The organism is Streptomyces atratus, from assembly GCF_900119365.1.
GTDB lineage: Bacteria > Actinomycetota > Actinomycetes > Streptomycetales > Streptomycetaceae > Streptomyces > Streptomyces atratus_B.
Genome location: NZ_FPJO01000037.1, coordinates 23,597 through 43,632, shown reverse-complemented (window position 1 = coordinate 43,632; position 20,036 = coordinate 23,597). Strand labels below are relative to the sequence as shown.

Sequence of the window (20,036 nt, the reverse complement as noted above, 5' to 3'; positions counted from 1 at the left end):
GCACAGTGGAGTGATGCGGGGGTGGTGGCGGGAGATCTCCGGCCTGGTGCTGCCGGTGTCCTGCGGCGGCTGCGGCAGGCCGCGCGTGCAGTTGTGCGAGGAATGCCGTGCGGAGCTCCACGGCGGGATGCCGCGCCGGGTGCGGCCCGTTCCGGAGCCCGTGGGCCTGCCGGTGGTGTACGCGGCCGCCGCGTACGAGAACGCGGTACGTGCGGCGCTGCTGGCTCACAAGGAGCGGGGTGAGCTGGGGCTGGCCGGGGCGCTCGGCAAGGCGCTGGCGGGGGCCGTGCGGGCCGGGACGGGGCATGTAGGTGGTGTCGGCCCGTTGCTGCTCGTGCCGGTGCCGTCGGCGCGGCGGGCGGTGGCGGCACGGGGACATGATCCGACGCGCCGGATCGCGCGTGCCGCGGCGGGAGAGCTGAGATGCGGCGGCATCCGGGCCCAGGTGGTCGCGGTGCTCCGGCAGCGGCGCGCGGTGGCCGACCAGGCGGGGCTGGGAGCCCGTCAGCGGCAGGCGAATCTGGCGGGGGCGCTGGAGGTCGTGGCCGGGGGCGAGCGGCTGCTTGCGGCCGGACGGGTGGTGCTGGTGGACGACCTTCTGACGACGGGGGCCTCGCTCGCCGAGGCGGCCCGGGCGGTGGGGGCGGCGTGCGGGCACGCGCGCGCTCCTGGCAGCGGTCGGGCGGCCGTTGTCGCAGTCTCTCCCTCGGCCTTCGAAATAAACCGGAACTGTCAGTGAACTTGCATCGTTGCAGGTAGTGAGTGGCGAAAACAGCCCGAACGGAGGTACGCGCGAGTAGCGGGTGCCGACATCCGGCCAGGCAGGCTATGTTCGGTTGTGAGGAATGGTGAATGCCAGACCTCGATGAATGCACCACCAGGTTTCGGGCAGGCAACACACCAGTAGTCCAGAGGCTGGAAATTCGGTGGGGTGGAGACCTCACCGATGGGGGAGGAGGAGGTGGAAGTCACCGAGTCCGCGGCTCCGGTTGTCACCGGGGCCTGGTGCAAAAGGGAGATGCTCCGCCCCTGAGCGGAGCGATCCGGGAACGGAGTTCTGCGTGGACATCGTCGTCAAGGGCCGCAAGACCGAGGTGCCCGAGCGGTTCCGCAAGCACGTGGCCGAGAAGCTGAAGCTGGACAAGATCCAGAAGTTCGACGGCAAGGTGATCAGCCTCGACGTCGAGGTGTCCAAGGAGCCGAACCCCCGTCAGGCCGACCGTTCCGACCGGGTGGAGATCACGCTCCGCTCGCGTGGTCCGGTCATCCGGGCGGAAGCGGCCGCAGGCGACCCGTACGCAGCGCTGGACCTGGCCACCGGAAAGCTGGAGGCGCGGCTGCGCAAGCAGCACGACAAGCGCTACAGCCGTCGTGGCAATGGCCGGATTCCCGCTGCCGAGGTCGCCGAGACCGTGCCGGGTGCGGCGTCGTTCAACGGCGAGGGCGACCTGATCGCCAATGAGTCGGCCGAGTCCGTGCCCACCACCAGGTTCGGCTCGCTGGAGGTTCAGGGCGAGGGTCCGCTGGTGATGCGCGAGAAGACGCATGTCGCCGCACCGATGTCGCTCGACCAGGCGCTCTACGAGATGGAGCTGGTCGGGCACGACTTCTATCTGTTCGTCGACTCCGAGACCAAGGAACCCAGTGTCGTCTACCGACGGCATGCCTATGACTACGGTGTCATCCACCTGAGGACCGACCCGCTGGCCGCCGACGAGGCGGGCGGCGCAGGCGGTGCGCTCGGCGGCTGACGCCACGCTTCCGCGGTGCCCCTGGAGTGCCTGTGCGCCCCCAGGGGCACCCGCGTGCGACCACGGGATCACCGCTTCGTCGTCCAGGCATGGAATCATGGCGTTCCAAGCCAACCGGTGCTCTGTGAACTGCCGTTGGTGGACAGTATGTGAACTTCAGGCCACGGCCTTCAGGGGGAGGAACGATGGCGGACACCTTCGGGCCCATGCGCGATGCGAATGATCCCGACGAGATCGCCGGAGCCGGCACCGGCGCGGACATGGACAGTGGTTTCCGCAAGGAGCCGATCAGGGTCCTCGTGGTCGACGACCACGCGCTCTTCCGCAGAGGCCTGGAGATCGTCCTCGCCCAGGAGGAGGACATCCAGGTCGTCGGAGAGGCGGGTGACGGGTCGGAGGCGGTCGACAAGGCCGCCGATCTGCTCCCCGACATCGTGCTGATGGACGTACGGATGCCCAAGCGCGGCGGCATCGAGGCCTGCACATCCATCAAGGAGGTGGCCCCCAGCGCGAAGATCATCATGCTGACGATCAGCGACGAGGAGGCCGACCTCTACGACGCGATCAAGGCCGGCGCCACCGGCTATCTCCTCAAGGAGATCTCCACGGACGAAGTGGCCACGGCCATTCGCGCGGTCGCCGACGGGCAGTCCCAGATCAGCCCCTCCATGGCGTCCAAGCTGCTCACCGAGTTCAAGTCGATGATCCAGCGGACCGACGAGCGCCGACTGGTACCCGCGCCCCGGCTCACCGACCGGGAACTCGAAGTCCTCAAACTCGTTGCAACGGGCATGAACAATCGCGATATCGCGAAGGAACTGTTCATTTCCGAGAACACCGTGAAGAACCACGTCCGCAACATTCTGGAGAAGCTGCAGCTGCACTCCCGGATGGAAGCCGTGGTCTATGCCATGCGGGAGAAGATCCTCGAGATCAGGTGAGGGCGGGCGAACGCGGGCTCAGGCCAGGGCGCGGGCGATTTCCTGAGTGAGCGGTCCGCGCAGTTCCGGCGCGTCGACCCGCTCCAGCCGGATATCCGTACAGCCGACCCAGGACGCGGCTTCCACCAGGGCCTCGGCCATCGGCACCACGGCCTTCCTGTCTGCCAAGGAGACCTGCCGGGCGACCAGCGCGCTGCCCTCGCGCGCCGGGTCGACGCGGCCCTGCAGCTTTCCGCCCGCCAGCAGCGGCATCGCGAAGTATCCGTGGACCCGCTTGGGCTTGGGGACGTAGGCCTCCAGGCGGTGGGTGAAACCGAAGATCCGCTCGGTGCGTGCCCGCTCCCAGACCAGTGAGTCGAACGGCGACAGCAGCGTCGTACGATGCCGCCCGCGCGGCTCCGAGGCCAGCGCCGCGGGGTCCGCCCAGGCCGGTTTCGCCCAGCCCCGCACCGTCACCGGCACCAGTCCGGAGTCCGCCACCACCGCGTCGAACTGCTCACCCTTCAGCCGGTGGTAGTCCGCGATGTCCGCCCGGGTGCCCACCCCCAGGGACTGCCCCGCGAGGGCGACCAGCCGGCGCAGGCACTCGGTGTCGTCCAGATCGTCGTGCAGCACGGCATCGGGCAGGGCCCGCTCGGCGAGGTCGTACACCCGCTTCCAGCTGCGGCGCTCGGTGCACACCACCTCGCCGTACATCAGGGCGCGCTCGACGGCGACCTTCGATGCCGACCAGTCCCACCACTCGCCGCCGTTCTTCGCGCCGCCCAGCTCCGTCGCCGTCAGCGGGCCCTCGGCGCGCAGCTGCTTGATCACCGTGTCGTACGCGCCGTCCGGCAGGTCGTGGTGCCAGTGCGGGCGCGAGCGGTAGGCGCGGCGGCGGAAGGCGAAGTGCGGCCACTCCTCGACCGGCAGGATGCAGGCCGCGTGCGACCAGTACTCGAAGGTGCGGCCGCCCGACCAGTACGCCTCCTCGACGGTGCGTCGGCCGACCGCGCCGAGGCGCGCGTAAGGAATCAGCTCGTGCGATCGTGCGAGCACCGAGATCGTGTCGAGCTGTACGGCGCCGAGATGCCGCAGCACACCGGGAACCCCGGCCCGACGGTCCGGAGCGCCGAGGAAGCCCTGGGCGCGCAGGGCGATCCTGCGCGTCTGGTCGGCGGAGAGTTCAGCGGCGGGAGGCGGCACAGACGTCATGCCCCGCACCCTAGAGGCAGCCACTGACATCCGGCCGGGGAGTCGTGGAGTCCGTCAGGGGGCCGGCAGACAGGCGTGGGTGCCGGGCAGGCCGAGATCGGAAGGGAGCAGCGCGCCGATCCAGGAGTCGCGCCGTACTCCCTTGTTGAGCAGGCCCGACCACTGCTCGCCCTCCATCCGGAACCCCGTCCTCGGCGCCACGGCACGCGAGGGGATGTTGCCCACCTCGGCGCGGCTGTACGGGGAGGGCGCCACCGTCCACCGCTGGATGGCCGGGTCCTGACAGGCGGCGTGGATCGCGTCCGTGTCGCCGCCGGTGAAGGGGCGCGGCAGCAGACGGTCGTTGGTGAGGGTGATCGGCTCCATGTACGGATTCTGGTGAGGTGGCGTGCGTGAAGCGAACACTTTTCGGACTTCCCGGCACCTTCGGGGCTCTCCGGCCGTTGACTCGTGAGGGAACGGCGGGGCCAACGGGGCGGCAGCACTCCCTGCGCGGCGGGGTCCTCGCTTACGATGGCCGTTGCGGTGGGGCCCACCTGCCGTGCCCGCGCCAGAGTCCATAACACGACCCAGTGCCAGGCCCGACCGGCAAGGAGACCAGCCTCAGTGTCCGTCTTCAACAAGCTCATGCGTGCAGGCGAAGGCAAGATCCTGCGCAAACTGCACCGCATCGCGGACCAGGTCAGCTCCATCGAAGAGGACTTCGTCAACCTCTCCGACGCCGAGCTGCGGGCGCTCACCGACGAGTACAAGGAACGGTACGCGGACGGCGAGAGCCTGGACGACCTGCTCCCCGAGGCATTCGCGACCGTCCGTGAGGCCGCCAAGCGGGTCCTCGGACAGCGCCACTACGACGTTCAGATGATGGGCGGCGCAGCCCTCCACCTCGGCTACGTGGCCGAGATGAAGACCGGCGAGGGCAAGACCCTGGTCGGCACCCTGCCGGCGTACCTCAATGCGCTCTCCGGCAAGGGCGTGCACCTGATCACGGTCAACGACTACCTGGCCGAGCGCGACTCCGAACTGATGGGCCGCGTCCACAAGTTCCTGGGCCTGACCGTCGGCTGCATCATCGCCAACATGACGCCGGCCCAGCGCCGTGAGCAGTACGCCTGCGACATCACGTACGGCACGAACAACGAGTTCGGCTTCGACTACCTCCGCGACAACATGGCGTGGTCGGCCGACGAGCTCGTCCAGCGCGGTCACAACTTCGCCGTGGTCGACGAGGTCGACTCGATCCTCGTCGACGAGGCCCGTACGCCGCTGATCATCTCCGGCCCGGCCGACCAGGCCACCAAGTGGTACGGCGACTTCGCCAAGCTGGTCACGCGGCTGACCAAGGGCGAGGCGGGCAACCCGCTCAAGGGCATCGAGGAGACCGGCGACTACGAGGTCGACGAGAAGAAGCGGACCGTCGCCATCCACGAGCCCGGTGTCTCGAAGGTCGAGGACTGGCTCGGTATCGAGAACCTCTACGAGTCGGTGAACACCCCGCTCGTCGGGTACCTCAACAACGCGATCAAGGCCAAGGAACTCTTCAAGAAGGACAAGGACTACGTCGTCATCGACGGCGAAGTCATGATCGTCGACGAGCACACCGGCCGTATCCTCGCCGGCCGCCGCTACAACGAGGGCATGCACCAGGCGATCGAGGCGAAGGAAGGGGTGGACATCAAGGACGAGAACCAGACCCTTGCCACGATCACCCTGCAGAACTTCTTCCGCCTCTACGACAAGCTCTCCGGCATGACCGGTACGGCGATGACCGAGGCCGCCGAGTTCCACCAGATCTACAAGCTCGGTGTGGTGCCGATCCCGACCAACCGGCCGATGGTCCGTGCCGACCAGTCGGACCTGATCTACCGCACCGAGGTCGCGAAGTTCGCGGCGGTCGTCGACGACATCGCCGAGAAGCACGAGAAGGGGCAGCCGATCCTCGTCGGCACCACCTCGGTCGAGAAGTCCGAGTACCTCTCGCAGCAGCTCTCCAAGCGCGGTGTCCAGCACGAGGTCCTCAACGCCAAGCAGCACGACCGTGAGGCGACGATCGTCGCCCAGGCCGGCCGCAAGGGCGCGGTCACGGTCGCGACGAACATGGCCGGACGAGGCACCGACATCAAGCTCGGCGGCAACCCCGACGACCTCGCCGAGGCGGAGCTGCGCCAGCGCGGCCTCGACCCTGTCGAGCACGTCGAGGAGTGGGCGGCCGCGCTGCCCGCCGCGCTGGAGAAGGCCGAGCAGGCCGTCAAGGCGGAGTTCGACGAGGTCAAGGAGCTCGGCGGGCTGTACGTCCTGGGCACCGAGCGGCACGAGTCGCGGCGTATCGACAACCAGCTGCGCGGTCGTTCCGGCCGTCAGGGCGACCCGGGCGAGTCCCGCTTCTACCTGTCGCTCGGCGACGACCTGATGCGGCTGTTCAAGGCGCAGATGGTCGAGCGCGTCATGTCGATGGCCAATGTGCCGGACGATGTGCCGATCGAGAACAAGATGGTGACGCGGGCGATCGCGTCGGCGCAGTCGCAGGTCGAGCAGCAGAACTTCGAGACGCGGAAGAACGTCCTGAAGTACGACGAGGTGCTCAACCGGCAGCGTGAGGTCATCTACGGCGAGCGTCGCCGGGTCCTGGAGGGCGAGGATCTGCAGGACCAGATCCGCCACTTCATGGACGACACGATCGACGACTACATCCGCCAGGAGACCGCCGAGGGCTTCGCGGAGGAGTGGGACCTGGACCGGCTGTGGGGCGCGTTCAAGCAGCTCTACCCGGTGAAGGTCACCGTCGACGAGCTGGAGGAGGCGGCCGGCGACCGGGCCGGGATCACGGCCGAGTTCATCGGCGAGTCCATCAAGGACGACATCCACGAGCAGTACGACGAGCGCGAGAAGCAGCTCGGCTCGGACATCATGCGTGAGCTGGAGCGGCGTGTGGTGCTGTCCGTCCTGGACCGCAAGTGGCGCGAGCACCTCTACGAGATGGACTACCTCCAGGAGGGCATCGGCCTCCGTGCCATGGCGCAGAAGGACCCGCTGGTCGAGTACCAGCGCGAGGGCTTCGACATGTTCAACGCCATGATGGAGGGCATCAAGGAGGAGTCCGTCGGCTACCTGTTCAACCTGGAGGTCCAGGTCGAGCAGCAGGTCGAGGAAGTGCCGGTGCAGGACGAGGCGGCCGAGCGGACCTCGCTGGCCAAGGAGGACGCCGTGCCGGCGGCACGTCCGGAGATCCGGGCCAAGGGGCTCGATGCTCCGCAGCGGCCGGACCGGCTGCACTTCTCCGCTCCCACGGTGGACGGGGAGGGCGGGGTCGTCGAGGGCGACTTCTCCAACGGGGACGGTGTGACGGGATCCGAGTCCGACGGGCTGACCCGGGCGGAGCGGCGCAAGGCCCAGAAGAGCGGTGGGGGCGGGCGGCGCCGTAAGAAGTAGCAAGAGGCAGCCGAGCGGTAGCTACGGCGGTAGGAGGCGCGGGTGCCAGTGACGTCTTTGGACGTCGGTGCGGTGGTCGGGCTGTAGGTGGGTTCTAGCCGGGGTCGGGCGCGTGGTTTGGGCGTCCGGCCCCGGCTTTTGGTTTGTGGCGCGTGTGGTGTGGGGCGGGGGCGGCGGTGGGTGGGTGGGCTTGCTCGGCGTGTGTGGTGGGCAGGGGCTGTTCCCCTCCCCGCCCCTTCCCGAAACCGGGGCTCTGCCCCGGACCCCGCTCCTCAAACGCCGGAGGGGCTGAAGGGCCGGGCAGAGCCTCGTGGGCAGGGGGCGGGCGGTGGGCAGAGCGGGCTGGGGAGGTGAGGAGCTGAGAACGGGGCTTGGGGCGCGGGAGTGCTGGGAAGGCCAGGAAGGGGCCGGGGAAAGAAGCGGAGAGGCCGTTAGGCCGGGGTGGACGGGCAGCCGGGGCGGTCTGAGACGGGGGGCGGGAGTGTGGGAGTCCGGGGGTGCTGGGAAGGGCGGAGAGGCGGCAGGGGGCCGTGCAGGCCGGCTTTCGGGCGGGGGAAAGGCGTCGGCGCACCGGCCAGAATGGAGCGCATGCCAATTGGACCAGGCGATTTCGAGCTGACCATGTGCGAACTGCGGGTCGTGGCCCGCTACGCAGTCGAGAGCGCACAGGAAGTCCTTGCGATCTTCGAGGATGCTCATCCCGAAGACGCGCGGCCTCGCGCTGCCGTCGAAGCTGCATGGACGTTCGCGAACGGCGCTCCACGAACAAAGCTGCAGCGCGTTGCCTCGCTGGATGCGCACCGCGCGGCAAAAGCTGCCGCCAGCGAAGCCGCCAGGCATGCTGCGCGTGCTGCGGGCGACGCGGCATCCGCTGCGTACCTGCACCCTCTTGCGCAGGCGACCCAGGTTGGCCACATCCTGCGCGCGACCGCAAGCTCGGCGCGGGCAGCCGAGCTTTGCGCAGGCGATGATCCCGCCGTGGGAGACGCGCTGATCCAGCAAGCGCGTCAGCGCGCTACGCCTGTGCTGATCGACGTTCTCGGCCGATACCCCCTCGCCCCCATCGGAAAGAGCCGCGTCGCGCACCTGATGAAGGCCTTGGACAGCTCGCTTCGGACACCGTAGAGCAGACCACCCCTGCGCCCGCTGCAGCCCAGACGAGGGCGCGTTCGGGTCGGCTGGAACATCCACTTCGAGCTCCGCACGCTTGCGCCGCACAGCCTCGTCGAACTCGGGTGCTTCCAGCAGCGGACTCTGGCCACGGGCGACCAGGTGACCCGAAAACCCCACGGGAACTCCTCCTCGGAGACGTTTCGCGGACCTTATGGGTTGCCACCGACACAGCGGGCTTGGGCCGGCTCGGTCGTTCGATGACCCAGCGGTGGCGGACCAGGCGCCGGGAAGGGGCAGGAGGGGCTGGGGGCGGGCCTGGAGGGGGTTGGTGAGGGCCGGGGCGGGACTGAGTGGGGTCCGGGGTCGGAGACGCGTGGTGCGGGCCTCCGGGGTCGGCCTCGGTTTCTGCCTCCCGTCACACTCTCCTGCCCCGGCCTGACCGATCCGGGGTCTAGCGGGCTGGGGACGGGCGTAGGTGTTCGTCGCCGAGTTCCACTGCTGCGCAGCGCCAGCGGAGGTCGGTGCCCTGTTCCAGGCGGAAGGCCATGGCCCGTACCTGTTCGCCCGCCGCGATGCTGGCGCATGCCTCCACCACCCCGGGAGCCGGCTGGGCGCCGTGGCACATGCGGATGACGGGGCGGGCGCCGCGGGCCCTCAGCGGGGTGCGGGGGGCCAGCTCGGCCAGCTGGTCGTAGGCCTCGCCGATGGTGTGGCCGAGCATCCAGTGCACCGGGCGCTGGCCGCTCAGGACCGCCAGGAGGCGCTCGGCGAACCAGTGGTGCGGGCGTACGCGCCGGGGAGTCCGTGTGCGCTGCGGTGGTACGGCTTCGGGCCTGCGCTGGTCGCGTCGTCCAGTGGGCCGGGTCCTGTTCGTGCTCATCGATCATCGCCCCCGTGCTTCAGAGGCCCGGTTCATACCGGGCGGTAACTTCTGCTGTGGACCTTCTACGGCCACGGCCGAGGCGGCCGCAAGCGCCGGCAGGGCGCCGGGAGCGATCGGGAGGAATCACCTATCCGGGTGATGTGTCCGGCACCGGGCGGGGCGTGAGGCGGGCATGGGGAGGGTGAGGGGCGGTTGCCGGGTGGACGGAGCGGTATCGGTGCACGTGACCCCAAAGGGGGACGTCACACGTATCCTGAGGGCGTTTCCGACTACGAAAGCGACCCGGCCATGCGCGTGTACGTCCCTCTGACCCTGTCCGGTCTCGCAGCGGCGCACCGGGCGGGCGAGATCGGCCCCGGTCCGCTCACCGCCTACGCGGTGACCCCCGCGCTGCGCGAGTGGTACGTCTCGGACGACATCGAGGAGCTGGAGTACGCGGCGCTCAACCGGGCCGCCTCCGCCTCGCTCCGCATGATCGCGCAGAACCCCGACGCGGTCCGCAGGCGCGTCGTCGTGGCCGTCGAGGTGCCGGACGGCGCGGCCGTCGCGGACCCGGACCACAGCTTCGACCCGTCCTCGCTCGGCGAGGTGCGGATCGCCGCTCCCGTGGCGCTCGCCAAGGCCGCCGCGGTGCATGTCGACGGGGACGACGCGACGAAGGACGTCACGGCCGCGGCCGCGGCGCTGGGCGCGGCGGACCTCGGGGACGACGACGCGCAGTTCACCGTGGACGGCGCCGAGGACCACGAGCTGCTGTGGTTCGGCATCCAGGAGATTCCGAACCTGATCGGCTGAAGCCGAAGCCGAAGCCGAAGCCGAAGCCGAAGCCGAAGCCGAAGCCGGGAGAGTCCGAACGGGTGTCGGAGGCGGCGGGTACTTTCTATGCATGGGGACGCATGGGAAGCACCGCACTCATCTGGTCTGGGACTGGAACGGCACACTGCTCGACGACAACGAAGCGGTCGTCGGCGCGACGAATGCCGCGTTCGGCGAGGTCGGCCTGGAGCCGATCACGCTTGAGCAGTACCGCGAGATGTACTGCATCCCGATCCCCCGCTTCTACGAACGGCTGATGGGCAGGCTGCCCACGGAGGCCGAGTGGGAGCGGATGGACGGGATCTTCCACCAGTACTACACCGAGCAGCGGGCCGCCTGCGGACTCACCGAGGGTGCCGAGGAGCTGCTCACGCAGTGGCAGCTGGCCGGGCGCAGCCAGTCCCTCCTGAGCATGTACGGGCACGACCAGCTGGTCCACGTGGTGCGGGGGTACGGCATAGAGCGGCGCTTCGTACGGGTCGACGGGCGCACCGGGCCGTCCGGCGGCAGCAAGACCCGGCACATGGAGCGGCACATCGCCGCGCTGGACGGGATATCCGTCGAGTACACAGTGGTCATCGGCGATGCGGTGGACGACGCCGTGGCCGCGGCCCACGTCGGTGCGAAGGCGGTGCTCTACACCGGCGGATCGCACAGCAGGGCCAGCCTGGAGGCGGCCGGGGTGCCGGTGGTGGACAGTCTGGCCGAGGCTGCGCAGCTTGCCGAGCAGATCGCCGGGTGAGGGAGGACCCGACGGGGGAACGTCAGGTGGTCACCGGGGCCTTTGTACGGAGGATCTTCAGGAATTCGCGCATCCACGCCGAGTGGTCCGGCCACGCCCGGGACGAGACCAGGGTGCCGTCGACCACCGCCTCGTGGTCCTCGAAGGTGGCGCCCGCCGTCTGCATGTCGAGTTCCAGCGCGGGATAGGCGGTGACATGCCGGCCGGCCAGCGCGCCGACCGCCGCTGTCATCAGCGGACCATGGCAGATCTGGGCCACCGGCCGGTCCGAGTCGAAGAAGGCCTTGAGGAGCTTGCGCAGCTCGGCGTCGTTGCGCAGATACTCGGGCGCCCGGCCGCCGGGGACGACCAGCGCCACGTAGTCCCCGGGGTCGACCTCGGAGAAGGCCAGGTCGGCGGGCCAGGTGTAGCCCGGCTTCTCGGTGTACGTGTCGAAGCCGGGCTCGAAGTCGTGGACCACGAAGCGGAGCGTCTTGCGCGCGGGGGCCGCGATGTGGACGTCGTACCCCTCCTCGCGCAGCCGCTGGTAGGGATAGAGGACTTCCAGGGACTCGGCGGCGTCGCCGGTGACGATCAGGATCTTCGGTGCCATGGCGGGGCTCCCACGGTTCGTCGGCCTGTTTCCGTCTACCAGAGTGCGGCAATACGGACCCGCGCGCTGTCCAGAGTGTCAAAGTTCGGGCTCATCTTTGTACACAAACGGCTCGTGACGGTCATGGGGGCAGGCGATATAGCCTGGACCCCGTGATCAGCGCGATACGCCTCGGGGGCAGTGAAGCCCCCGGCCTGCGCCCGGAGTGCCACCGCACCCGGGCCTTCGCTGATTCCCGCAGCCCGGATCGACTGCCAAAAATGGCCAATATGGTCCCGGGCGTCTCTCATAGCGGCATAGCGTCGACTCAGACCGGAAACCCCGTGTCGTGGCGGTACGTCGTCTTTTTCACCTACGTCTCGCAACGGCGCGCGACAGGAGCCAGAGGACATGCAGACCAAGCTGGACGAAGCCAAGGCCGAGCTGCTCGCACGGGCCGCCAAGGTAGCTGACAACAGCCCGGGCGGTGGTGTCGGTGGCCCGGGAGGTACCTCCCGGGTGCATGTTGCGGCCGCCGGGGCCGGGCAGGAGCGTCCCGGGCAGGACGTGCTCCTCTCCTACCTCCAGCGCTACTACCTGCACACCGCTCCGGAGGACATCGCGGGCCGCGACCCGGTGGACGTCTTCGGTGCTGCCTCCTCCCACTACCGGCTCGCCGAGACGCGCCCGCAGGGCACGGCGAACGTCCGGGTGCACACCCCGACCGTCGAGGAGAACGGCTGGACGTGCAGCCACACCGTCGTCGAGGTCGTCACCGACGACATGCCGTTCCTGGTCGACTCCGTCACCAATGAGCTGTCCCGGCAGGGGCGCGGCATCCATGTCGTGATCCACCCGCAGGTCGTCGTACGCCGCGACGTCACCGGCAAGCTCATCGAGGTCCTCGCCGAGGGCAACGGCATCGCCGCAGACCGCAAGGGCGCCGAGGACAAGAAGAGCGAGCTGCCGCACGACGCGCTCGTCGAGTCCTGGATCCACGTCGAGATCGACCGCGAGACCGACCGCGCCGACCTCCAGCAGATCGCCGCCGACCTGCTGCGCGTGCTGTCCGACGTACGGGAGACCGTCGAGGACTGGGACAAGATGCGCGACGCCGCGCTGCGCATCGCCGACGACCTGCCCGGCGAGCCGCTCGACGGCCTCGGCGACGAAGAGGTGAACGAGGCCAGGGAGCTGCTGCGCTGGCTCGCCGCCGACCACTTCACCTTCCTCGGCTACCGCGAGTACGAGCTGAAGGACACCGACTCGCTGGCCGCCGTCCCCGGCACCGGCCTCGGCATCCTGCGTTCCGACCCGCACCACAGCGTCGACGAGGCGCACCCGGTCAGCCCGTCCTTCGACCGGCTGCCCGCCGACGCCCGGGCCAAGGCCCGCGAGCGCAAGCTCCTCGTCCTCACCAAGGCCAACAGCCGCTCGACCGTCCACCGCCCCAGCTACCTCGACTACGTCGGCGTGAAGAAGTTCGACGCGGACGGCAACGTCATCGGTGAGCGCCGCTTCCTCGGACTGTTCTCCTCCGCCGCCTACACCGAGTCCGTGCGCCGGGTGCCCGTCATCCGCCGCAAGGTCGCCGAGGTGCTGGAGGGCGCGGGCTTCTCGCCCAACAGCCACGACGGCCGCGACCTGCTGCAGATCCTGGAGACGTACCCGCGCGACGAGCTCTTCCAGACGCCCGTCGACCAGCTGCGCTCCGTGGTCACCTCCGTGCTGTACCTCCAGGAGCGCCGCCGGCTGCGGCTCTACCTGCGCCAGGACGAGTACGGGCGCTACTACTCCGCGATCGTCTACCTGCCGCGCGACCGCTACACCACCGGTGTGCGGCTGCGCCTGATCGACATCCTGAAGGAGGAGCTGGGCGGCACCAGCGTCGACTTCACCGCCTGGAACACCGAGTCGATCCTCTCCCGGCTGCACTTCGTCGTCCGCGTCGCACCCGGCACCGAGCTGCCCGACCTCACCGATACCGAGGCCGACCGCATCGAGGCCCGCCTCGTCGAGGCCGCCCGCTCCTGGGCCGACGGCTTCCAGGAGGCCCTGGGCGCCGAGTGCGGCGAGGAACGCGCCGCCGAGCTGCTGCGCCAGTACGGCCACTCCTTCCCCGAGGGCTACAAGGCCGACCACACGCCGCGCTCCGCCGTGGCCGACCTGGTCCACCTCGAAGCGCTCAAGCAGGACGGGACCGACTTCGCCCTCAGCCTGTACGAGCCGGTCGGCGCCGCCCCCGGCGAGCGCCGCTTCAAGATCTACCGGACCGGCGAGCAGGTCTCCCTCTCCGCCGTGCTCCCGGCGCTCCAGCGGCTCGGCGTCGAGGTCGTCGACGAGCGTCCGTACGAGCTGCGCTGCGCGGACCGTACGCACGCCTGGATCTACGACTTCGGGCTCCGGTTGCCGCAGGCCAACGGCAACGGCAACTACCTCGCCGACGACGCCCGCGACCGCTTCCAGGACGCCTTCGCCGCCGTGTGGACCGGTGAGGCCGAGAACGACGGCTTCAACTCGCTGGTGCTGGGCGCCGGTCTGAGCTGGCGCCAGGCGATGGTGCTGCGCGCCTACGCGAAGTACCTGCGCCAGGCCGGGTCGACGTTCAGCCAGGACTACATGGAGAGCACGCTCCGCAACAACGTCCACACCACCCGGCTGCTGGTCTCGCTCTTCGAGGCCCGGATGTCCCCGGAGCGGCAGCACGCCGGCACCGAGCTGATCGACGGCCTCCTCGAAGAGCTCGACGGGGCCCTGGACCAGGTCGCCTCGCTCGACGAGGACCGCATCCTGCGGTCCTTCCTCACCGTCATCAAGGCCACCCTGCGCACCAACTTCTTCCAGCGCTCGGACAGCGGCAAGCCGCACGGCTACGTCTCGATGAAGTTCGATCCGCAGTCCATCCCGGACCTGCCGGCGCCCCGCCCGGCCTTCGAGATCTGGGTCTACTCGCCGCGCGTCGAGGGTGTGCACCTGCGCTTCGGCAAGGTCGCCCGAGGCGGTCTGCGCTGGTCGGACCGGCGCGAGGACTTCCGTACGGAGATCCTCGGCCTGGTCAAGGCGCAGATGGTGAAGAACACCGTCATCGTGCCGGTCGGCGCCAAGGGCGGCTTCGTCGCCAAGCAGCTCCCGGACCCGGCTGTCGACCGTGACGCCTGGATGGCCGAGGGCATCGCCTCGTACCGCACCTTCATCTCGGCGCTGCTCGACATCACCGACAACATGGTGGCCGGCGAGGTCGTGCCGCCCACGGACGTCGTCCGGCACGACGAGGACGACACCTACCTGGTCGTCGCCGCCGACAAGGGCACCGCGAGCTTCTCCGACATCGCCAACGAGGTCGCCGTCGGGTACGGCTTCTGGCTCGGCGACGCCTTCGCCTCCGGCGGCTCCGCGGGCTACGACCACAAGGGCATGGGGATCACCGCCCGCGGCGCCTGGGAGTCCGTCAAGCGGCACTTCCGCGAGCTGGGCCACGACACCCAGACCGAGGACTTCACCGTCGTCGGCGTCGGCGACATGTCCGGTGACGTGTTCGGCAACGGCATGCTGCTCTCCGAGCACATCCGGCTCGTCGCGGCCTTCGACCACCGGCACATCTTCATCGACCCGTCCCCGGACGCCGCCACCTCGTACGCAGAACGCCGCCGTCTGTTCGAGCTGCCCCGCAGCTCCTGGGCCGACTACAACAAGGACCTGCTCTCCGCGGGCGGCGGCGTCCACCCGCGCAGCGCCAAGTCCATCCCGATCAACGCGCACACCCGCGAGGCGCTCGGCATCGAGCCGGGTGTCACCAAGATGACGCCCGCCGACCTGATGCAGACCATCCTCAAGGCCCCCGTGGACCTGGTGTGGAACGGCGGCATCGGTACGTACATCAAGTCCTCCGCCGAGTCGAACGCGGACGTCGGCGACAAGGCCAACGACGCGATCCGGGTCAGCGGCGAGGACCTGCGGGCCAAGGTCGTCGGCGAGGGCGGCAACCTCGGCGCCACCCAGCTCGGCCGGATCGAGTTCGCCCGGGGCGGCGGCCGGATCAACACCGACGCGATCGACAACAGCGCCGGTGTGGACACCTCCGACCACGAGGTGAACATCAAGATCCTGCTCAACGGCCTGGTCCGGGACGGCGACATGACCGTCAAGCAGCGCAACAAGCTGCTCGCCGAGATGACCGACGAGATCGGCCGTCTGGTGCTGCGCAACAACTACGCGCAGAACGTCGCGCTCGCCAACGCCACCTCCCAGTCCCCCTCGCTGCTCCACGCCCACCAGCGCTTCATGCGCCGGCTGGGCCGGGACGGGGACCTCGACCGCGGTCTGGAGTTCCTGCCCAACGACCGCCAGATCCGTGAGCTGCTCAACGCCGGCAGGGGGCTCAGCCAGCCCGAGCTGGCCGTGCTGCTCGCGTACACGAAGATCACCGCGGCCCGGGAGCTGATCCGGACCAGCCTGCCGGACGACCCGCACCTGCAGAAGCTGCTGCACGCCTACTTCCCGGAGCAGCTGCGCGAGCAGTTCCCCGAGGCGGTCGACGGGCACGCGCTGCGGCGCGAGATCATCACCACGGTCCTGGTCAACGACACCGTGAACAGCGGTGGTTCGACCTTCCTGCACCGGCTGCGGGAAGAGACCGGCGCCTCGATCGAGGAGATCGTGCGGGCGCAGTTCGCGGCCCGCGAGATCTTCGGCCTCGGCCAGGTGTGGGACGCCGTCGAGGCGCTCGACAACGAGGTCGCCGCCGATGTGCAGACCCGGATCCGGCTGCACTCGCGCCGGCTCGTCGAGCGCGGTTCGCGCTGGCTGCTCGGCAACCGGCCGCAGCCGCTGGAGATCGCCGCGACGATCGACTTCTTCAAGGCGGGCGTCGACCAGGTCTGGGCCGAGCTGCCCAAGATGCTGATGGGCGCCGACCTGGAGTGGTACCAGTCGATCCTGGACGAGCTCACCGAGGCGGGCGTGCCGGGCGAGCTGGCCCAGCGGGTCGCCGGATTCTCCTCCGCCTTCCCGGCGCTGGACATCGTGGCGATCGCGGAGCGCACGGGGAAGGACCCGCTCTCCGTCGCCGAGGTGTACTACGACCTCGCGGACCGGCTGGGCATCACCCAGCTGATGGACCGGATCATCGAGCTGCCGCGGGCCGACCGCTGGCAGTCCATGGCCCGCGCCTCCATCCGCGAGGACCTGTACGCCGCGCACGCCGCGCTCACCGCGGACGTGCTGTCGGTGGGCAACGGCACCTCGACGCCGGAGGAGCGGTTCCAGGCCTGGGAGGAGAAGAACGCGGCGATCCTGACGCGGTCCCGCTCCACCCTTGAGGAGATCCAGGGCTCGGACGCGTTCGACCTGGCGAACCTGTCGGTGGCGATGCGGACGATGCGCACCCTGCTCCGTACGCACGCGTAGCCGGTCGAGAGGGGAGGTGGCCGCCGGGTCTTCCGGTGGCCGCCTCCCCTTCGCGTTGCCGGGATGTGCGCGGGCCCCGCGTCAGTACATGCGGATCTCGCCGCCGCGTCCGGGCCCCGGTCCGCCGTCCCCGCCGAGCGCCTCCCGGCACAGCCCGGCGACCTCACGGGCGGCGGGGCGCTCCTCGGGCCGGGCGGCCAGACAGCCTTCGAGCAACTGCCGCAGCGGCTGCGGGTGATGGTCCAGGCGCGGGGGTTCGCGGTCGGTGCCCGCGATCCGGGCGGCGACGGCGAGACCGTGGCCCCGGCCGTACGGATGCTGCCCGGTGGCGGCCTCGGCGGCCAGCAGCCCGAGCGCGAACACATCGGACGCGGGGGTGAGGCCCCGGCCCAGCGCGTGCTCGGGCGACATGTGCTTCGGGCTGCCGATCAGCCGACCCGCCGTGGTGAGGGTCAGGGCGCCGGCCGCCCGCGCGATCCCGAAGTCCAGCAGCCAGGGGCCGCTCGCGGCGAGCAGCAGATTGCCGGGCTTGATGTCCCGGTGGATGACCCCGGCGGCGTGGACGGCGTCCAGCCCGGGCCCGCAGAACGTAGCCCGAGATCTCCCGCGGGTCGTCCGCCCGCAGCGGTCGCGGTACGCCGTCCTGCATGTGCCCCCTGAGCGGTTCGAGCGCAACCCCGTGGTGCGGCAGGGGAGTTTATCGCCCCTCCCGTTTGTCGCCCCTGCCGCGACGCCCTACTTCTTGCCGGAGGTGAACTTCTCGTACGCCGCGACGACCTCGCCCGCCGGACCGTCCATCCGCAGCGTCCCGGCCTCCAGCCAGATCGCCCGGTCGCAGGTCTCGGTGATCGACTTGTTGCTGTGGCTGACCAGGAAGACCGTGCCGGCCTCCTTGCGCAGCTCGATGATCCGTTCCTTGCTGCGCCGCTGGAACCTGGCGTCCCCGGTGGACAGCGCCTCGTCGATGAGGAGGACGTCGTGGCTCTTGGCGGCCGCGATGGAGAAGCGCAGCCGGGCGCCCATGCCGGAGGAGTACGTACGCATCGGCAGGGTGATGAAGTCGCCCTTCTCGTTGATCCCGGAGAAGTCGACGATCCCCTGGTAGCGCTCGCGGATCCGGGCGCGCGTCATGCCCATCGCGAGGCCGCCGAGCACCACGTTGCGCTCGCCGGTCAGATCGCTCATCAGCGCGGCGTTCACCCCGAGCAGCGAGGGCTGGCCCTGGGTGTGCACCCGGCCCTTCGTCGCGGGCAGCAGACCGGCGATGGCCTTGAGCAGGGTCGACTTCCCCGAGCCGTTGGAGCCGATCAGGCCGATGGCCTCGCCCTTGTACGCGGCGAAGCTCACCCCCTTCACGGCGTGCACCTCGCGCACCCCGGGGGCCTGCCGGCGCGAGACGATCCGGCTGAGCGCCGAGGTGGCGCTGCCCTTTCCGGTACGGGCGCCGTTGACCTTGTACGTGATGTGGACGTCGTCCACGACGACGGTCGGAACCCGCTCGTTGTTGTCAGCCACGTCCGTACCGCTCCTCCGCCTGCCAGAAGTACACGAATCCGCCGACCCCGCACACCAGCGCCCAGCCCGCGGCGATCGCCCACACATGCGGCGGGAGGTGGGAGGCGCCGAAGCTGTCGATGAGCGCGAACCGCATCAGATCGATGAAGACGGCGGCCGGATTGCACTCCAGCATCACCATCACGAAGTGCGGAACCCGGTCCCCCCTGAGCATGGTGTCCACGCTCCACATGACCCCGGACGCGTACATCCAGGTGCGCAGGACGAACGGCATCAGCTGGGCGATGTCGGGTGTCCGGGCGGCCAGCCGCGCCACCACCATGGAGACACCGGTGTTGAACACGGCCTGGAGGAACAGCGCCGGGACCGCCAGCAGCCAGGACGGCTTGGGGAACTGCCCGAACCCGACCAGGATCAGCACCAGCGCGCCCAGCGAGAACAGCAACTGCTGGAGCTGTTGCAGGGCCAGGGCGATCGGCAGCGAGGCGCGCGGGAAGTGCAGCGCCCGGACGAGCCCCAGATTGCCGCTGATCGCACGGGTGCCCGCGGTGATCGAACTGCTGGTGAAGGTCCAGATGAACACGCCGGTGACGAGGAAGGGCACGAAGTCCTCGACGTTGCGCTTGGTGTTCATCAGGACGCCGAAGATGAAGTAGTAGACCGTCGCGTTCAGCAGCGGCGTCATGATCTGCCAGATCTGGCCCAGTTTCGCCTGGCTGTACTGGGCGGTCAGCTTGGCGGTGGCGAACGCCGTGATGAAGTGCCGGCGCCCCCACAACTGCCGGACGTACGCCACCAGCGAGGGCCGGGCCCCGCTCATCGTCAGTCCGTGCCGGGCGGCGAGCGCGGCGAGCTCGCCCGGCGCGTACACCGGGAGGGCCGCACCGGCTGGGGTGTCGGCCGGGGCCGGCGGGGTTGCTGTCTGGCTCACCACGATCGCTTTCGACGGGAGGGCAGGGGAGCGACGACCGACGGAACGGGACCGTATCGTCGCAACGCCGAGGGTAGGACGCACTTACGTCGCAACGCAACCGTTCCGTCGCTACGGACTATGATTCGGCCATGACCACCGACCCGGGAACCCGCCGCCGTGTCCCCGCCGGAGCCGCCGTGCTGCGCGAGGACGTCACCGATGCGATTCGGGGCGCCGTCTTCGAGGAGCTGGCCGCGGTGGGCTTCGCCCGGATGTCGATGGAGGGGATCGCGCGGCGCGCGGGCGTCGGCAAGACCGCCGTGTACCGCCGCTGGAAGTCCAAGCTGGCCCTGGTCCTCGACCTGGTGTCCGCCGTCGCGGTCCAGGGCATGCCGGCCCCGGCCACCGGGTCGCTGTACGGGGACGTCCGGGCCGTGCTCGAACTGGCCTCCTACGCCCTGCGCCACCCCGTCGCCTCGCAGGTCATCCCGGACCTGCTGGTCGAGGCGGCCCGCAATCCGGAGATCTCCGACACGATCAAGGCCGCCCTGCTGGACCCGCAGCAGGGCATCGCCGCCGTCGTCGTACGGGACGCGGTGGCCCGCGGCGAGCTGCCCGGGGGCAGCGATCCGGACCGGGCGCTGGACCTGATCGTCGGCCCGCTCTACTGGCGGCTCGCCGTCGTCCGCGCCCCGCTGCCCAAGGGCTACCTGGACGACCTGGCGGCCTCCGCCGTCGCCGCCCTCAAGGCGAACTAGGACC

At 69.8% G+C, this 20,036-nt stretch carries 16 protein-coding genes; 9 read left to right on the top strand and 7 right to left on the bottom strand.

Going from position 1 to position 20,036, the window contains the following annotated elements; translation table 11 throughout:
* Positions 1-13 precede the first annotated feature (13 nt).
* The 3 genes from BT364_RS34840 to BT364_RS34825 all read left to right on the top strand — a co-directional run bounded on the left by BT364_RS34840 (position 14) and on the right by BT364_RS34825 (position 2,692).
* Complete coding sequence (locus tag BT364_RS34840; RefSeq protein ID WP_072489205.1) at positions 14-739, top strand: ComF family protein; 726 nt, start codon at positions 14-16, stop codon at positions 737-739.
* 322 nt (positions 740-1,061) lie between these two features.
* The gene (gene hpf / locus BT364_RS34830; RefSeq protein WP_072489204.1) at positions 1,062-1,751 is read left to right on the top strand and encodes a ribosome hibernation-promoting factor, HPF/YfiA family; all 690 of its coding nucleotides are present in this window, start codon (positions 1,062-1,064) and stop codon (positions 1,749-1,751) included.
* Positions 1,752-1,936: 185 nt separating this feature from the next.
* On the top strand, positions 1,937-2,692 hold the full coding sequence (locus BT364_RS34825; RefSeq protein WP_072489203.1) for a response regulator: 756 nt from the start codon (positions 1,937-1,939) through the stop codon (positions 2,690-2,692).
* Between the two features lie 18 nt (positions 2,693-2,710).
* On the opposite strand, the gene BT364_RS34820 is transcribed toward BT364_RS34825, so the two are convergent.
* On the bottom strand, positions 2,711-3,886 hold the full coding sequence (locus BT364_RS34820; RefSeq protein ID WP_072489202.1) for a winged helix-turn-helix domain-containing protein: 1,176 nt from the start codon (positions 3,884-3,886) through the stop codon (positions 2,711-2,713).
* Between the two features lie 54 nt (positions 3,887-3,940).
* Entirely contained in the window at positions 3,941-4,252 is a 312-nt protein-coding gene (locus tag BT364_RS34815) for a GNAT family N-acetyltransferase (RefSeq protein WP_072489201.1), read from the bottom strand.
* Positions 4,253-4,492: 240 nt separating this feature from the next.
* Between BT364_RS34815 and secA the strand changes: the two genes are divergently transcribed.
* On the top strand, positions 4,493-7,315 hold the full coding sequence (gene secA / locus BT364_RS34810; protein WP_072489200.1) for a preprotein translocase subunit SecA: 2,823 nt from the start codon (positions 4,493-4,495) through the stop codon (positions 7,313-7,315).
* 588 nt (positions 7,316-7,903) lie between these two features.
* A complete protein-coding gene (locus tag BT364_RS34805; RefSeq protein WP_072489213.1) occupies positions 7,904-8,440 on the top strand; it encodes a putative immunity protein in 537 nt (178 codons plus the stop codon).
* A 439-nt stretch (positions 8,441-8,879) separates the two neighbouring features.
* Here BT364_RS34805 and BT364_RS34800 read toward each other — a convergent pair whose 3' ends face one another.
* Positions 8,880-9,308, bottom strand: coding sequence for an Rv3235 family protein (locus BT364_RS34800; protein WP_072489199.1), 429 nt, complete (start codon positions 9,306-9,308; stop codon positions 8,880-8,882).
* 291 nt (positions 9,309-9,599) lie between these two features.
* Here BT364_RS34800 and BT364_RS34795 point away from each other — a divergent pair, with 291 nt between their 5' ends.
* Together BT364_RS34795 and BT364_RS34790 are read left to right on the top strand one after the other, a co-directional pair.
* Positions 9,600-10,106 carry a DUF6912 family protein gene (locus BT364_RS34795; protein WP_072489198.1) on the top strand — a complete coding sequence of 169 codons (507 nt, stop codon included), beginning with the start codon at positions 9,600-9,602 and terminating at the stop codon, positions 10,104-10,106.
* A gap of 91 nt (positions 10,107-10,197) precedes the next feature.
* Positions 10,198-10,869 (top strand): HAD family hydrolase, encoded by a 672-nt coding sequence (locus BT364_RS34790; protein WP_072489197.1) that lies wholly within the window; start codon positions 10,198-10,200, stop codon positions 10,867-10,869.
* Positions 10,870-10,891: 22 nt separating this feature from the next.
* Here the strand turns inward: BT364_RS34790 and BT364_RS34785 are convergent, their stop codons facing one another.
* The gene (locus BT364_RS34785) at positions 10,892-11,461 is read right to left on the bottom strand and encodes a DJ-1/PfpI family protein (protein WP_072489196.1); all 570 of its coding nucleotides are present in this window, start codon (positions 11,459-11,461) and stop codon (positions 10,892-10,894) included.
* Between the two features lie 390 nt (positions 11,462-11,851).
* Here BT364_RS34785 and BT364_RS34780 point away from each other — a divergent pair, with 390 nt between their 5' ends.
* Entirely contained in the window at positions 11,852-16,846 is a 4,995-nt protein-coding gene (locus BT364_RS34780) for an NAD-glutamate dehydrogenase (RefSeq protein WP_072489195.1), read from the top strand.
* Between the two features lie 81 nt (positions 16,847-16,927).
* On the opposite strand, the gene BT364_RS34775 is transcribed toward BT364_RS34780, so the two are convergent.
* Genes BT364_RS34775 through BT364_RS34765 form a run of 3 tightly spaced genes read right to left on the bottom strand, consistent with a single transcriptional unit; the run spans position 16,928 to position 19,295 of the window.
* The gene (locus tag BT364_RS34775; RefSeq protein ID WP_107408386.1) at positions 16,928-17,521 is read right to left on the bottom strand and encodes a protein kinase domain-containing protein; all 594 of its coding nucleotides are present in this window, start codon (positions 17,519-17,521) and stop codon (positions 16,928-16,930) included.
* 60 nt (positions 17,522-17,581) lie between these two features.
* Positions 17,582-18,448 carry an ABC transporter ATP-binding protein gene (locus BT364_RS34770; protein WP_371268684.1) on the bottom strand — a complete coding sequence of 289 codons (867 nt, stop codon included), beginning with the start codon at positions 18,446-18,448 and terminating at the stop codon, positions 17,582-17,584.
* A complete protein-coding gene (locus BT364_RS34765; RefSeq protein WP_072489193.1) occupies positions 18,354-19,295 on the bottom strand; it encodes an ABC transporter permease in 942 nt (313 codons plus the stop codon). The genes BT364_RS34770 and BT364_RS34765 overlap by 95 nt, the downstream gene beginning before the upstream one ends.
* Before the next feature lie 128 nt (positions 19,296-19,423).
* Between BT364_RS34765 and BT364_RS34760 the strand changes: the two genes are divergently transcribed.
* Positions 19,424-20,032, top strand: coding sequence for a TetR/AcrR family transcriptional regulator (locus tag BT364_RS34760; protein WP_072489192.1), 609 nt, complete (start codon positions 19,424-19,426; stop codon positions 20,030-20,032).
* Positions 20,033-20,036 lie beyond the last annotated feature (4 nt).

What these genes read in the sequence shown, in the direction of transcription:
- BT364_RS34840 (WP_072489205.1), top strand. Translation starts at nt 14, where the DNA reads ATGCGGGGGTGGTGGCGGGAGATCTCCGGCCTGGTGCTGCCGGTGTCC.
- BT364_RS34825 (WP_072489203.1), top strand. Translation starts at nt 1,937, where the DNA reads ATGGCGGACACCTTCGGGCCCATGCGCGATGCGAATGATCCCGACGAG.
- BT364_RS34820 (WP_072489202.1), bottom strand. Translation starts at nt 3,886, where the DNA reads ATGACGTCTGTGCCGCCTCCCGCCGCTGAACTCTCCGCCGACCAGACG.
- BT364_RS34815 (WP_072489201.1), bottom strand. Translation starts at nt 4,252, where the DNA reads ATGGAGCCGATCACCCTCACCAACGACCGTCTGCTGCCGCGCCCCTTC.
- BT364_RS34805 (WP_072489213.1), top strand. Translation starts at nt 7,904, where the DNA reads ATGCCAATTGGACCAGGCGATTTCGAGCTGACCATGTGCGAACTGCGG.
- BT364_RS34800 (WP_072489199.1), bottom strand. Translation starts at nt 9,308, where the DNA reads ATGAGCACGAACAGGACCCGGCCCACTGGACGACGCGACCAGCGCAGG.
- BT364_RS34795 (WP_072489198.1), top strand. Translation starts at nt 9,600, where the DNA reads ATGCGCGTGTACGTCCCTCTGACCCTGTCCGGTCTCGCAGCGGCGCAC.
- BT364_RS34790 (WP_072489197.1), top strand. Translation starts at nt 10,198, where the DNA reads ATGGGGACGCATGGGAAGCACCGCACTCATCTGGTCTGGGACTGGAAC.
- BT364_RS34785 (WP_072489196.1), bottom strand. Translation starts at nt 11,461, where the DNA reads ATGGCACCGAAGATCCTGATCGTCACCGGCGACGCCGCCGAGTCCCTG.
- BT364_RS34780 (WP_072489195.1), top strand. Translation starts at nt 11,852, where the DNA reads ATGCAGACCAAGCTGGACGAAGCCAAGGCCGAGCTGCTCGCACGGGCC.
- BT364_RS34770 (WP_371268684.1), bottom strand. Translation starts at nt 18,448, where the DNA reads ATGTGTGGGCGATCGCCGCGGGCTGGGCGCTGGTGTGCGGGGTCGGCG.
- BT364_RS34760 (WP_072489192.1), top strand. Translation starts at nt 19,424, where the DNA reads ATGACCACCGACCCGGGAACCCGCCGCCGTGTCCCCGCCGGAGCCGCC.